We start from the raw sequence: 13,155 nt of genomic DNA on the forward strand, positions 1-13,155 counted from the left end.
GTCCTTGTCGGCGGCTGTCGAACCAATATACACAGCTTGGAAGCAAATTGCCTGCCGGGGTTCCACGAATGGGCCGGCAGGAGAGGGTTTCTTCAGCCTTTACCCTGCGAGGCCACCGCGGCGGCGGCCTTTTCGGCTGCGGCGGCATCGCCGAGATAGTAGTGGCGCAGGGGCTTGAGATCGTCGTCCAGCTCGTAGACGAGCGGAATGCCGTTCGGGATGTTCAGCCCGACGATCGCGTCGTCGGAGATGCCGTCCAGGTACTTCACGAGAGCGCGGATCGAGTTGCCGTGGGCTGCCACCACCAGGCGGCGCCCGGCGCGGATGGCCGGCGCCATCGATTCGTTCCAGAACGGCAGCACGCGGGCGACAGTGTCCTTCAGGCATTCGGTCAGGGGAATCTGCTCGGGCGACAGCTTGGCGTAGCGCACGTCGGAACGTTCGCTGCGCGGGTCGTTGGCTTCCAGCGGCGGCGGCGGGGTGCTGTAGCTGCGGCGCCAGACCAGCACCTGCTCGTCGCCGTATTTCTTGGCGGTTTCGGCCTTGTTCAGGCCCTGCAGGCCGCCGTAGTGGCGCTCGTTGAGGCGCCAGGAATGCACCACCGGCAGCCAAGTGCGGTCGAGTTCGTCGAGCGTGTGCCACAGGGTGCGGGTGGCGCGCTTCAAAACGCTCGTGTAGGCGACGTCGAAGTCGTAGCCCTCTGCCTTGAGCAGCCGGCCGGCCTGCTTGGCCTGCTCCACGCCGGTCTCGGTGAGGTCGACGTCCGTCCAGCCGGTGAAGCGGTTTTCAAGATTCCAGGTCGATTCACCGTGACGGATCAATACCAGTTTGTGCATGTGGGAGGCCTTTGGCTGCGCTTGCGAAACCTCGCATTCTAAAATCCCCGGTTTGCCATTCAAGGAACCCCCGTGAAATTGATCGAATTCGTCACCGCGAACTGGATGCTGATCCTGATCGCGCTCAGCTCGGGTGCCATGCTGGCCTGGCCGCTGGTGCGGGGGGCGGGCGGCGGAACGCTCACCGCGCAGGGCGCCGTGCAACTCATCAACCGCGAGCGTGCCGTGCTGGTCGACGTGCGCGAACCCGAAGAGTTTGCCGCCGGCCACATGATCGGCGCCAAGAACGTGCCCCTGAACCAGCTGGAGGAAAAGCTGACCGGCGCGGTCAAGAACAAGAACGTGCCGCTGCTGCTGGTCTGCGCCACCGGCGCCCGCGCCCAGCGCGGCGTGGCCATGGCCAAGAAGCTGGGCTACGAGCAGGCCCAAGCCGTGGCTGGCGGGCTCAAGGCCTGGAAAGAGGCTAATCTGCCGGTTGAAAAGGCCTGAACCTCCCCGAGATGAATAGTATGCAAGCAGTCAAGATGTACACCACCGCCGTTTGCCCCTACTGCACGCGTGCGAAGCAAATCCTCAAGTCCAAGGGGGTCGAGCAGATCGAAGAGATCCGAATCGACACCGACCCCCAGGCCCGCAGCACCATGATGGAAATCACCCAGCGCCGCACGGTGCCGCAGATCTTCATCGGCGACACCCACGTGGGCGGCTGCGACGACCTGATGGCCCTCGACAGCCGCGGCGGCCTCGTGCCCCTGCTGCAGGGCGCCTGAAACAGAAAGCCACCGGCGTCGCAGGAGCGACCCGGGCGTCGGGCGATAATCATTCGCCTATTCATCTGCAGCCCGCTGCGGGAACCTCTCCCCGGCGGGCATTGTTTTGATCCTCGAAAGTTCAGCCATGGCCGACCAGCAAGCCCAAGATCCCGTCTTCCAGATCCAGCGCGTCTACCTCAAGGACCTGTCGCTCGAACAACCCAATTCGCCCGCCATCCTGCTTGAGCAGGAACAGCCCACCGTCGACATCCAGCTTGGCGTGGACGCCCAGCCCGTGGCCGACGGCATCTTCGAGATCACCGTGTCGGCCACCGTGCAGACCAAGATCCAGGACAAGACCGTGTTCCTGGTCGAAGCCAAGCAAGCCGGCATCTTCGAGATCCGCAACCTGCCCGAAGAGCAGATGGGCGCCATCCTCGGCATCGCCTGCCCGCAAATCGTGTACCCGTACCTGCGCGGCAACGTTGCCGACGTGATCCAGCGTGGCGGTTTCCCGCCCGTGCACCTCGCCGAAATCAACTTCCAGGCGATGTACGAGCAGCAGCAGGCACAGGCCGCCGGCCAGGCCGCGCCCACCCTGGCACAGTAAGCCGGCACGACGCCGCCAACGCCGATGAAGATCTGCGTTCATGGCGCCGGTGCCTGGGGCACGGCGGTAGCTGTCAACGCGGCGGGCCGCCACGAGGTCACGCTCTGGGCCCGCGACGCGGCCCAGGCCGACGCCATTTCTAAGGCGCGAGAAAACACCCGCTACCTGCCCGGGCTGGCACTGCCGGCCTCGCTCGCCGTGCGCGCGGGCGACATCGGCCAGGCACGGGCCGGCGCGGACCTCGTCATCGTGGCCACGCCCATGGCCGCCCTGCGCGAACAGCTCGTCGCACTGCGCGGCACGACCGCGCCGGTGGCTTGGCTGTGCAAGGGCGTGGAGCCCGCGCTCGACACCTCTCCCGAATCCTTCGGCCTGTTCGCCCACGAGATATGGGCGCAGGTCGCGCCCGACCTGGCCGCGGGCGTGCTCAGCGGCCCCAGCTTCGCGCAGGAGGTCGCCGAAGGGCGGCCGACCGCGCTGGTGGCCGCCAGCCCCCATGCGGCCGTGCGCGATGCGCTCGTCGAGGCTTTCCACGGACCGGCGCTGCGCGTCTATGCCAACGAGGACATCGTGGGCGTGGAAGTGGGCGGCGCCGTCAAGAACGTGCTGGCCATCGCCACCGGCCTGTGCGACGGCCTCGCGCTCGGGCTCAACGCCCGCGCGGCGCTCATCACGCGCGGCCTCGCCGAAATGACGCGCCTGGGCTTGGCGCTCGGCGCCCGCGCCGAGACCTTCATGGGGCTTTCCGGCCTGGGCGACCTGGTGCTGACTTCCACCGGCGACCTGTCGCGCAACCGCAAGGTCGGCTTGCTGCTGGCCCAGGGCCGCACGCTGGCCCAGGCGGTCGATTCGCTGGGCCATGTGGCCGAGGGCGTTTACTGCGCCCGCACCGTGGTGCAGCGCGCGCGCGGCCTCGGCATCGAGATGCCGATCTCCGAGAGCGTGGTTGCGCTGCTCGACGGCCGCGTGGGCCCGCAGGACGCCGTCGCGTCGCTCACCGGCCGCGACCCGGTGCCGGAATCCGTGCCGCCCGCGCCGTCCCCCCGTCATTCCTCCTGAAAAAAGACTGAAGACAGAAAGAGCCATGAGCCTTCGCTTTGATTTTTCAGCGTTGGCCGTGGCCGCGCTGGCCCGCGCCGATGCCGCTCGTGCGTTGCAAGAAGACGTTGCCGACGGCGACCTGACCGCGTCGCTGGTCGATCCCGCCCGCCGGGCCCGCGCCCGCGTGCTGGCGCGCGAATCCGCCTTGGTGTGCGGCGCCCCCTGGGTCGAGGCCACGCTGCGGCAGCTCGACCCCGAGGTGCGCATCGAGTGGCGCTGCGCCGAGGGCGAGCGCTGCGCGGCCGACCAGGTCGTGCTCGAAATCGAAGGCGCGGCCCGCGCGCTGCTGACGGCCGAACGCACCTCGCTCAACTTCCTGCAACTGCTGAGCGCGGTCGCCACCAAGACCGCCCTCTATGCCGACGCGGTGCGCGGCACGCGAGCGCGCATCGTCGACACGCGCAAGACCATTCCGGGCCTGCGCCTGGCGCAGAAGTACGCGGTGCGCACCGGCGGCGGCCTGAACCACCGCATCGGCCTGTACGACGCGGTGCTCATCAAGGAAAACCACATTGCCGCTGCCGGCGGCGTTGCCGCGGCGCTGCGTGCGGTCGCGCCGGTGGCGTCGCAGGCCGCTTTCGTCGAGGTCGAGGTGGAGACGCTGGCCCAGCTGCACGAGGCGCTGGAAGCCGGCGCGCGCATGGTGCTGCTCGACAACATGGACCTGCCCACGCTGCGCGAAGCCGTGCGCATCAACGATGCCGTGGGCGACGACCGCAAGGCCGTGCTGGAAATCTCGGGTGGCGTGACACTCGAAGGCCTGCGCGCCCTGGCCGAGACCGGCGTCGACCGTATTTCCGTCGGCGCATTGACCAAGGACGTGAAAGCCGTCGACTATTCGATGCGCTTTCAGGACAACTGAGCTTCCCCCCATGACGACCGCTTCCGTCATCGACGTCGACTACGAACAGCCCGCCGGATCGCAGGCGGGCTCCGTCTGCGACACCCGCCACGCCTGGGCCCGTGTGCCGCCCGAGCCTTCGCCGGACGAGCGCATTGCATTGAAGGAGCGCATCCGCCGCCTGCTGCGCGAACGCAACGCGGTGATGGTGTCGCACTTCTACGTGCACCCCGACTTGCAGGACCTGGCCGAGGAAACCGGCGGCATCGTGAGCGATTCGCTCGAGATGGCGCGCTTCGGCCGTGACCATGCCGCGCAAACGCTGGTGGTGTCGGGCGTGCGCTTCATGGGCGAGACCTCGAAGATCCTGTCGCCCGAAAAGCGCGTGCTGATGCCCGACCTGGACGCGAACTGCTCGCTCGACCTGGGCTGCCCGGTGGAGCAGTTCAGCGCCTTCTGCGACCAGCACCCCGACCGCACCGTGGTGGTCTACGCCAACACCAGCGCTGCCGTGAAGGCGCGTGCCGACTGGCTCGTCACCTCGAGCTGCGCGCTCGACGTGGTGAACGCGCTGCACGCGGCGGGGCAGAAGATTCTCTGGGGCCCCGACCGCCACCTGGGCGACTACATCCGGCGCCAGACCGGCGCGGACATGGTGAGCTGGAACGGCGCCTGCATCGTGCACGACGAGTTCAAGGCGCTGGAGCTCGAACTGCTCATGAAGGAGCATCCGAAGGCCAGGGTGCTGGTGCACCCCGAGTCGCCATCGGACGTGATCGCGCTGGCGGATGCGGTGGGCTCGACCTCCGCCATCCTGAACGCCGCCCAGCGCATGGATGCGAGCGAATTCATCGTCGCCACCGACAGCGGCATGCTGCACAAGCTGCGCACGCTGAATCCCGGCAAGACCTTCATCGAAGCACCCACGGCGGGCAACGGCGGCACCTGCAAGAGCTGCGCTCATTGCCCATGGATGGCGATGAACGGGCTGGTGGAACTGGCGAACGCGCTGGAAACGGGCGCGGGCGAGATCCATGTCGATCCGGCGCTGGGATTGCGGGCGCGGGTGCCGATTGATCGGATGCTGGCGTTTACGGCGGGGCTGAAGAATGGGCAGGCGCCAGGTAGTTTGGTAGCTGGCATCGGCGCTGCCTGAACCCGCCTAGAACTCCACGGTGCAGCTGTCCCCCAGCGCCTCGCGCCACACCCGCACCCTTGCCAGCGACGCCCTCAAATCCGGCAACGCCTCCGCAATGAACACGCAAAGGTTCTCCAGCGTCGGCGGATGCAGCCCTGGCACGTCGTCCAGCAGGTGATGGTCGAGCTGCTCGCGCACGTCTTCCAGGCGCCGGCGCAGCAGCCCCAGGTCGATCACCATGCCCGTCACCGGATCGCGCTCCCCGGCAAGCCACACCTCCGCGTGGTACGTGTGGCCGTGGATACGGCGGCTGCCTTCGACTTCGATCTCCCGCTTCAGCGTGTGAGCGGCGTCGAAGAAAAAGCGTTGGCTGATGGTGAAGCGCATCGTCAAAAAAGAAACTCGGAGAAAAAAAGAGGCGGCCGCTTCAGCGGATGCCGGTGATCTTGTGGGTCTGCACGCTGAGCCGCCATGCGGGCTGCTTCATGCATTCGGCAATGCAAAGCTCGGTGTTCGCGACCCGGTCGGGCCCGTCCATCGGCTGCAGGAAGCGGTGCGTGAATTCGCCCGTGCGTGCCATCGTGTCGAGGTCGAACTCGGCCTGCGGCCACACCAGCTTCAGTTCCTGGCCGCGCTGCTGCACCCACGGCGCGCCGGCCTTGGGGCTGATGCACAGCCAGTCGATGCCCTCGGGTGCCTCGACCGTGCCGTTGCTCTCCACCGCGATGCGAAAGCGCCGAGCATGCAATGCATCGACCAGTGCCGCATCGACCTGCAGCAGCGGTTCGCCGCCGGTGAGCACCACCAGCCGGTGATCGGCATCGTCGGCGGGCCATTGCGCGGCGATGGTGTCGGCCAGCAGGTCGGCGGTCTTGAACTTGCCGCCCAGCGTGCCGTCGGTGCCGACGAAATCGGTGTCGCAGAAGCGGCAGACGGCGGACGCCCGGTCTTCCTCGCGGCCGCTCCATAGGTTGCAGCCGGCAAATCGGCAGAACACGGCCGGCATGCCGGCCTGGCCGCCTTCGCCCTGCAGGGTGTAGAAGATTTCCTTGACGCTGTAGCTCATGGCGTTGCGAAAGCCTCGATCTCCAGGTTGTCGATCAGCCGCGTGCTGCCAAGGCGCGCCGCGGCCAGTGCCACGAGCGGTTCCCCGGCGGACGGCGCCTGCAGGTCGGAACGGCGCCGCAGCACAAGATAGTCCGGTTGCCAGCCGCGCTGTGCCAGCGACTGCATTGCCCGCGCTTCTATCGCGGCCAAATCGCGCTCCCCCTCGCGCACCGCCTCGGCCATGGCCCGCAGCGCCTTCGACAGCTGCACGGCCTCCGCGCGCTCGTCCTTGCTCAGGTAGCCGTTGCGCGACGACAGCGCCAGCCCGTCGTCGGCGCGGAAGGTCTCGCCGCCCACGATGTCGATGGGCAGCGCGAACTGCCGCACCATGTGGCGGATCATCAGCAGCTGCTGGTAGTCCTTCTTGCCGAACACCGCCACGCGCGGCTGCACGCACTGGAAGAGCTTCATCACCACCGTGCACACGCCGATGAAGAAGCCGGGGCGAAAGTGCCCTTCGAGGATGTCGGCCAGCGCCGGGTCGGGGTGCACCTTGCAGGTCTGGGGCTCCGGGTACAGCACCTTCTCGGTGGGGGCGAACAGCACGTCGCAGCCGGCTGCGCGCAGCTTCTCGCAGTCGCTGTCCCAGGTGCGCGGGTAGGTGTCGAAGTCTTCGTGCGGCAGGAACTGCAGCCGGTTCACGAAGATGCTGGCGACCGTGGCGTCGCCCAGCGGCCTGGCCTGCTTCACCAGCGCGATGTGGCCGTCGTGCAGGTTGCCCATGGTGGGCACGAAGGCGGGGCGCTTGCTGGCGGACAGGAGGCCGCGCAGTTCTTCGATGGTGTGTGCGATGTACACGGAAGCGGTTTCCTTTACCAGGCGTGGAGTCGGTCGTCGGGGAAGCTGCCGTCCTTTACGGCATGCACATAGGCCTTCAGCGCGGGCAGCACGCCCGGCGCATCGGCCATGAAATTGCGCACGAACTTCGGCATCTTCCCGAGGTTGATGCCCAGCATGTCGTGCAACACCAGCACCTGCCCGGCGGTGGCCCGGCCGGCGCCGATGCCGATGGTGGCGCAGTGCTTGAGCTCGGCGGTGAGTTCGGCGGCCAGCGCGGCCGGCACCATCTCGAGGACCAGCATTGCCGCACCCGCTTCCTGCAGCGCATGGGCCTGCTGCTTCAGCAGCGCGCCGGCGGCGTCGCCTTTGCCCTGCACGCGGTAGCCGCCCAGCGCGTGCACCGTCTGCGGTGTCAGCCCGAGGTGGGCGCACACCGGAATGCCGCGCTCGACCAGGAAGCGCACCGTATCTGCGGTCCAGCCGCCGCCTTCGAGCTTGACCATGTGCGCGCCGGCCTGCATCAGCACCGTGGCGCTGCGCAGCGCCTGTTCGCGCGACTCCTGGTAGCTGCCGAAGGGCAGGTCGGCAATCAGCCAGGCCGTGCCCTGCACGCGGCGCAGGCCGCGCGAGACGCTGTCGGTGTGATAGCGCATGGCCTCCAGGCTCACGCCCACCGTGCTGCTCAGGCCCTGGCAGACCATGCCGAGCGAATCGCCGACCAGCAGGCAGTCGATGCCTGCCGCGTCGGCCATGGCCGCGAAGGTGGCGTCGTAGGCCGTGAGCATCGCGATCTTCTCGCCGCGCGCGTGCATGTCGGCCAGGCGCGGCAGGCTCACCGGCTTGCGCAATGCGGGCGGGGAGGCCGGTGGCAGCGTGCCGTAGGGCGAGGCCGATGGCGTTTCGTTGGCGGGTGTGGTGTTCGACATGGTTGGGTTTCTCCCTGCGGGCGTCGGTGGCCGGGCATCCTTGAGTGAAGAAAACGAAGCGGGTGGGTCTAACGGTCGGCCGCAGGCGCCAGCACTGTGGGTGCAGCGCGCTCGGCGAGCGAGGGGTAGTCGCGGCTGAAATGCAGGCCACGGCTTTCGTGGCGGGCCTGCGCGGAGCGCACGATCAGCTCGGCCACCTGTACCAGGTTGCGCAGCTCGAGCAGGTCGCGCGTGACGTGGAAGTTCGCATAGAACTCGTGGATCTCGGCTTGCAGCAGCGCGATGCGGTGGCTCGCGCGCTCCAGGCGCTTGTTGGTGCGCACGATGCCGACGTAGTCCCACATGAAGCGGCGCAGTTCGTCCCAGTTGTGCGAGATGACCACGGCCTCGTCGGCGTCGGTGACGCGGCTGTCGTCCCAGGCCGGCAGATCGGCGCGCTCGCGCATCGGTGCCGAGGCGATGGCACCGGCGGCCGCGCGCGCGAACACCATGCATTCGACCAGCGAGTTGCTGGCCAGCCGGTTGGCGCCGTGCAGGCCGGTGCAGGCGGTCTCGCCGATGGCATAGAGGCCGGGCACGTCGGTGCGCCCGCCCAGGTCGCCGAGCACGCCGCCGCAGGTGTAGTGCGCGGCCGGCACCACGGGAATGGGCTCGCGCGTGATGTCGATGCCCAGCTCCGCGCAGCGCGCAAGGATGTTGGGGAAGTGCTCCTTCAGGAACGCCGCCGGCTGGTGCGAGATGTCGAGGTACACGCAGTCCAGGCCGTGCTTCTTCATCTCGAAGTCGATGGCGCGGGCCACGACGTCGCGCGGCGCGAGCTCGGCGCGTTCGTCGTGCCTGGGCATGAAGCGGGTGCCGTCGGGCAACTTGAGCAGCCCGCCTTCGCCGCGCACCGCCTCGCTGATCAGGAAAGACTTGGCGTGCGGGTGGTACAGGCAGGTCGGGTGGAACTGGATGAACTCCATGTTCGACACCCGGCAGCCCGCGCGCCACGCGGCTGCAATGCCGTCGCCGGTGGCGGTGTCGGGGTTGGTGGTGTACAGGTACACCTTGCCCGCGCCGCCGGTGGCCAGGATGGTGTGCGGCGCACTGAAGGCCAGCACCTCGTCGGTCTGGTCGTCGAGCGCGTAAAGGCCCTGGCAGGCCCGGTCGGCGAGCCCGAGCTTGCGGCCGGTGATCAGGTCGACCAGCGTGTGGTGCTCGAACAGCGTGATGTTCGGCGTGCGGCGCACCCGCTCGATCAGCACCTGCTGTACTGCCGCGCCAGTGGCGTCGGTCACGTGCACGATGCGGCGCTGGCTGTGGCCGCCTTCGCGGGTCAGGTGCAGGCCGCCATCTTCTTCCGAGAAGGGCACGCCCAGTTCGCGCAGCCAGCCGATGGCCTGCGGCGCATGCTCGACCACGAAGCGCGTGGCCTCGACATCGCACAGGCCGGCGCCGGCCACCAGCGTGTCTTCCACGTGCGCGTCGAAGCTGTCGCCCGCCGCCAGCACCGCGGCGATGCCGCCCTGCGCCCAGGCGCTGGAGCCGTCGTTCAGCGCGCGCTTGGTCAGCACGGCCACGCGGTGCGTGGGCGCCAGGTGCAGCGCGGCCGAGAGGCCGGCCAGGCCGCTGCCGACGATGAGGACGTCGAAGTCGCGCGCAGACTGGGGGTGAGCCATCGTTAAGTTGGCGAGTAGGCCAGCCTGACGTAGATGGGAGCAAAGGCCTCGGCCTGCGTGATGTCGATCAGCGTCTCCTTCGCGAGCTCCAGCATCGCGATGAAGGTGACGATCAGCACCGGCGCACCGCGCGACACGTCGAACAGCTTCTCGAACTCCACGAAGCGCTGCCCCTGCAGGTGGCGCAGCACGATGCTCATGTGCTCGCGCACGTTGAGTTCCTCGCGCGAGATCTTGTGGTGCTGCACGAGCTTGGCGCGCTTCATGATGTCGGCCCAGGCGTCGCGCAGCTCGGCCACGTCGACGTCGGGGAAGCGCGGCTTCAGCGACTGCTCGATGTAGACCTGCCCCTTCCAGAAGTCGCGGCCGTAGGTCGGCATGGCGCTGATGGCGGCGGCCTGCAGCTTGGTCTGCTCGTATTCGAGCAGGCGGCGAACCAGTTCGGCGCGGGGGTCTTCGGCTTCCTCGCCGTCGGCCACCTTCTTGGGCGGCAGCAGCATGCGCGACTTGATCTCGATCAGCATCGCGGCCATCAGCAAGTATTCGGCCGCGAGTTCTAGATTCGTCTGGCGGATCTCGTCGACGTAGCTCAGGTACTGCCGCGTGAGCCCCGCCATCGGGATGTCGAGAATGTTGAAGTTCTGCTTGCGGATCAGGTAGAGCAGCAAGTCCAGCGGGCCTTCGAAGGCCTCGAGGAACACCTGCAGCGCCTCGGGCGGGATGTACAGGTCCTTCGGCATCGCGAACAGCGGCTCGCCATAGAGCCTCGCGAGCGCGACCTGGTCGACCACGTCGGGCATGGCGACCACCAGCGTGCCGTTGTCCTCGTCTCCGTTCATCGGTCGATCGCTATCATTTCAATAGCTGTCGGCGCAATGCGGGCGGGCGTTGGATGCCAATTTGGCGTCACTGATGAGTTACTTGGGCTGGGTCTGGTAGACGTACGGCTGCATCGGAACGCGGGCTTCGCTGTATTCCTCGAGCAGGCTGCGGTCGAGGTGCTTGTCCCACAGCAGGGCGCGGCCGGCACGCTGCTCGGCTTCCAGCGTTGGCTTCTTTTCCTTCATCTCCTCGATGAAGTTGGTGATCTCGGAAGAGTAGTGGGGGCGGCGGAAGATGGACATAGACTGGACCTTTATGGCGCGAATTTTACCGGGGACGGCATGAAGCATCGGAGAGGGTGGCGGATCGGCATGGCATCGGCGTTGCTGGCGGCCGTATTGGGGCTCGCGGCCTGCGACTCGAAGAACATCAGCGAACTCGAGGAAGGCGTTGCCACCGAAGCCGACGTGCGCGCCCGTTTCGGCGAGCCCGAGAACATCTGGGACGGCCCGAACCGCGGCCGCATCTTCGAATACAACCGCCAGCCACAGGGCCAGAAGAACTACATGATCACCATCGGCACGGACGGCAAGATGAGCGCGCTGCGCCAGGTGCTGACGCCCGAGAACTTCGCCAGGGTGCAGCCCGGCATGATGATGGAAGACCTGCGCAAGATGCTCGGAAAGCCCGCCAAGGTCACGCCCTACGCGCTCAGGCGCGAGACCGAATGGGAATGGCGCTGGGTGCAGCCGCCGAACTCGTCCATGGTCTTCACCGCCACTCTCAATGACGACCAGCGCGTGGTGCGCAGCGGCTCGTCGCCCGACCGGGGCACCGAGGCGCCCTGATCCACAAGGCAGCCTCAGGCGCCGTGGGCCGCGGCGGGCCGGCCTGTCACCAGTTCCTCCGCAAAGCCGGAGCGCTCGATCACCTCGCGCGGCTGAGGCTGCAGCGACTCGATGCGCAGCAGCCCGCCGCGCGCCAGCACCGCGCGGTGCAACTGCCGCAGCGCGTCGACGCCCGTGGCGTCCAGATAGATCAGGTGCGTGGCGTCGAGCACCACCGTCATGCCGCGCGGCGCGCGCTCGGCGGCGTTCACCGCCTCGTCCAGCTTGGCCGCCGCGCCGAAGAACAGCGCGCCGTAGATGCGGTAGGTCAGTACCGGCGGCTGCAGCGTCACCAGCTCCACGCTGAACAGCCCGCTCATGCGCCGGATGAACAGCGCGCAAGCCAGCACGATGCCGACCTGCACCGCCACCGTCAGGTCGAACACCACCGTGAGGAAGAAGGTGCCGAGCATCAGCAGCCGGTAGTGCCGGCTGAAATGCCGCAGCTGCGTTGGCGTGAACTCGCGCCACTCGCCCATGTTCAGCCCCACGAACACCAGGATGCCCGCCAGCACCGCGAGCGGCACATGGCGCGCTAGCGGCGCGGCCAGCAGCACCACCAGCAGCAAGGTCAGCGCATGCACCATGCCCGCGATCGGCGAAGTGCCGCCCGAGCGGATGTTGGCGACGGTGCGCGCGATGGTGCCCGTGGCCGGCATGCCGCCGAAGAAAGGCGTGACCACGTTCGCGATGCCCTGCGCCATCAGTTCCTGGTTCGGGTCGTGCCGGGGCTGCCCGCTGATCTGGTCGGACACGCGCGCGCACAGCAGCGATTCGATGGCGCCGAGCAGCGCGATGGTCAGCGTGGGCGTGAACAGCTGCTTCACCGTCTCCCATGAAAAGTCTGGCAGCGCGAAGGCCGGCACGCCTTCGGGAATGCCGCCGAAGCGCGTGCCGATAGTTTCCACCGGCAGCTCGAAGCCCCAGGACACCAGCGTGAGCGTGACCAGCGCCACGATCGGCCCAGGCATGCGCGCGCCCACCTGCACGGCCCGCGTGCGCGCCACGCGGCCGCCGACGCGCAGCACCGCGGCTCCGATCTTCGATTCGGCGCGCAGCAGCCGCGGCCACAGCAGCAGGCCCGCCACGCAAGCCACGCCCAGCGCGAAGGCGTACGGGTTGAAGGTGCCGATCTGCAGCGCCATTGCGTGCAGCTGCGAAAACACGTCGGCCGGCATCTTCGCCACCGTCAGGCCGAGCAGGTCTTTGAGTTGCGACAGCAGGATCAGCACCGCGATGCCGTTGGTGAAGCCCACCACGATCGACAGCGGCACGAAGCGCACCAGCCGCCCCAGCCCGAAGAGCCCCGCCATGAACAGCAGCACGCCCGCGCAGGCGGTGGAGATCAGCAGGTTGGCCACGCCATAGCGCTCGACGATGCCGTAGACGATCACGATGAACGCGCCCGCCGGCCCGCCGATCTGCACCGCCGAGCCGCCCAGCAGAGAAATCAGGAAGCCCGCGATGATCGCCGTCCAGATGCCGGCCTCTGGCTTGAGCCCCGACGCGATGGCGAAGGCCATGGCCAGCGGCAGCGCCACGATGCCGACCGTCGCGCCCGCGCCCAGGTCCTTGAAGAAGCGCGCGCGGTTGTAGTCCGCGAGTGCGTCCATCAGGCGTGGACGAAAGCGGTGGAGGTTCAGCGGGGAATGCATGGGCCCGCCGATTGTGGCCCGCGCGCCGCCGCGCCTCGA

General features: G+C 68.0%; 16 protein-coding genes. 7 read left to right on the forward strand and 9 right to left on the reverse strand.

What is annotated here, in order from left to right:
- Positions 1-92: 92 nt before the first annotated feature.
- A complete protein-coding gene (gpmA, locus tag ACQY8B_RS02950) occupies positions 93-836 on the reverse strand; it encodes a 2,3-diphosphoglycerate-dependent phosphoglycerate mutase (RefSeq protein ID WP_422085323.1) in 744 nt (247 codons plus the stop codon).
- Positions 837-941: 105 nt separating this feature from the next.
- Between gpmA and ACQY8B_RS02955 the strand changes: the two genes are divergently transcribed.
- The 6 genes from ACQY8B_RS02955 to nadA all read left to right on the forward strand — a co-directional run bounded on the left by ACQY8B_RS02955 (position 942) and on the right by nadA (position 5,296).
- Entirely contained in the window at positions 942-1,325 is a 384-nt protein-coding gene (locus ACQY8B_RS02955; RefSeq protein ID WP_422089142.1) for a rhodanese-like domain-containing protein, read from the forward strand.
- A gap of 20 nt (positions 1,326-1,345) precedes the next feature.
- Complete coding sequence (gene grxC, locus ACQY8B_RS02960) at positions 1,346-1,606, forward strand: glutaredoxin 3 (RefSeq protein ID WP_409196135.1); 261 nt, start codon at positions 1,346-1,348, stop codon at positions 1,604-1,606.
- A gap of 127 nt (positions 1,607-1,733) precedes the next feature.
- Positions 1,734-2,198, forward strand: coding sequence for a protein-export chaperone SecB (gene secB, locus ACQY8B_RS02965; RefSeq protein WP_339092078.1), 465 nt, complete (start codon positions 1,734-1,736; stop codon positions 2,196-2,198).
- Between the two features lie 24 nt (positions 2,199-2,222).
- Positions 2,223-3,257 carry an NAD(P)H-dependent glycerol-3-phosphate dehydrogenase gene (locus tag ACQY8B_RS02970; RefSeq protein WP_422085324.1) on the forward strand — a complete coding sequence of 345 codons (1,035 nt, stop codon included), beginning with the start codon at positions 2,223-2,225 and terminating at the stop codon, positions 3,255-3,257.
- 25 nt (positions 3,258-3,282) lie between these two features.
- Positions 3,283-4,161, forward strand: coding sequence for a carboxylating nicotinate-nucleotide diphosphorylase (nadC, locus tag ACQY8B_RS02975; RefSeq protein WP_422085325.1), 879 nt, complete (start codon positions 3,283-3,285; stop codon positions 4,159-4,161).
- A 10-nt stretch (positions 4,162-4,171) separates the two neighbouring features.
- Positions 4,172-5,296 carry a quinolinate synthase NadA gene (gene nadA / locus ACQY8B_RS02980; RefSeq protein WP_422085326.1) on the forward strand — a complete coding sequence of 375 codons (1,125 nt, stop codon included), beginning with the start codon at positions 4,172-4,174 and terminating at the stop codon, positions 5,294-5,296.
- A 6-nt stretch (positions 5,297-5,302) separates the two neighbouring features.
- On the opposite strand, the gene ACQY8B_RS02985 is transcribed toward nadA, so the two are convergent.
- The 7 genes from ACQY8B_RS02985 to ACQY8B_RS03015 form a co-directional block, all read right to left on the reverse strand.
- Complete coding sequence (locus ACQY8B_RS02985; protein ID WP_056578341.1) at positions 5,303-5,665, reverse strand: 6-pyruvoyl trahydropterin synthase family protein; 363 nt, start codon at positions 5,663-5,665, stop codon at positions 5,303-5,305.
- Positions 5,666-5,705: 40 nt separating this feature from the next.
- Positions 5,706-6,344, reverse strand: coding sequence for a 7-carboxy-7-deazaguanine synthase (gene queE, locus ACQY8B_RS02990; RefSeq protein WP_422085327.1), 639 nt, complete (start codon positions 6,342-6,344; stop codon positions 5,706-5,708).
- On the reverse strand, positions 6,341-7,183 hold the full coding sequence (gene panC / locus ACQY8B_RS02995; RefSeq protein WP_422085329.1) for a pantoate--beta-alanine ligase: 843 nt from the start codon (positions 7,181-7,183) through the stop codon (positions 6,341-6,343). Before panC ends, queE begins: the two co-directional genes overlap by 4 nt.
- A gap of 14 nt (positions 7,184-7,197) precedes the next feature.
- Positions 7,198-8,091: a 3-methyl-2-oxobutanoate hydroxymethyltransferase gene (gene panB / locus ACQY8B_RS03000; RefSeq protein ID WP_422085330.1), complete on the reverse strand. Its 894-nt coding sequence runs from the start codon at positions 8,089-8,091 to the stop codon at positions 7,198-7,200.
- Between the two features lie 68 nt (positions 8,092-8,159).
- The gene (nadB, locus tag ACQY8B_RS03005) at positions 8,160-9,752 is read right to left on the reverse strand and encodes an L-aspartate oxidase (RefSeq protein WP_422085331.1); all 1,593 of its coding nucleotides are present in this window, start codon (positions 9,750-9,752) and stop codon (positions 8,160-8,162) included.
- A gap of 2 nt (positions 9,753-9,754) precedes the next feature.
- Positions 9,755-10,591, reverse strand: a complete 837-nt coding sequence (locus ACQY8B_RS03010) for a segregation and condensation protein A (protein WP_422085332.1) — start codon at positions 10,589-10,591, stop codon at positions 9,755-9,757.
- 78 nt (positions 10,592-10,669) lie between these two features.
- Positions 10,670-10,876: a DUF3460 family protein gene (locus ACQY8B_RS03015; RefSeq protein WP_081265980.1), complete on the reverse strand. Its 207-nt coding sequence runs from the start codon at positions 10,874-10,876 to the stop codon at positions 10,670-10,672.
- Positions 10,877-10,945: 69 nt separating this feature from the next.
- Between ACQY8B_RS03015 and ACQY8B_RS03020 the strand changes: the two genes are divergently transcribed.
- Positions 10,946-11,422 carry an outer membrane protein assembly factor BamE gene (locus ACQY8B_RS03020; protein ID WP_422085333.1) on the forward strand — a complete coding sequence of 159 codons (477 nt, stop codon included), beginning with the start codon at positions 10,946-10,948 and terminating at the stop codon, positions 11,420-11,422.
- Between the two features lie 14 nt (positions 11,423-11,436).
- Here the strand turns inward: ACQY8B_RS03020 and ACQY8B_RS03025 are convergent, their stop codons facing one another.
- A complete protein-coding gene (locus ACQY8B_RS03025) occupies positions 11,437-13,116 on the reverse strand; it encodes a SulP family inorganic anion transporter (RefSeq protein WP_422085334.1) in 1,680 nt (559 codons plus the stop codon).
- Positions 13,117-13,155: the final 39 nt, after the last annotated feature.

Origin of the sequence: Variovorax sp. (genome assembly GCF_965279555.1) — a bacterium.
Classification (GTDB): domain Bacteria; phylum Pseudomonadota; class Gammaproteobacteria; order Burkholderiales; family Burkholderiaceae_C; genus Variovorax.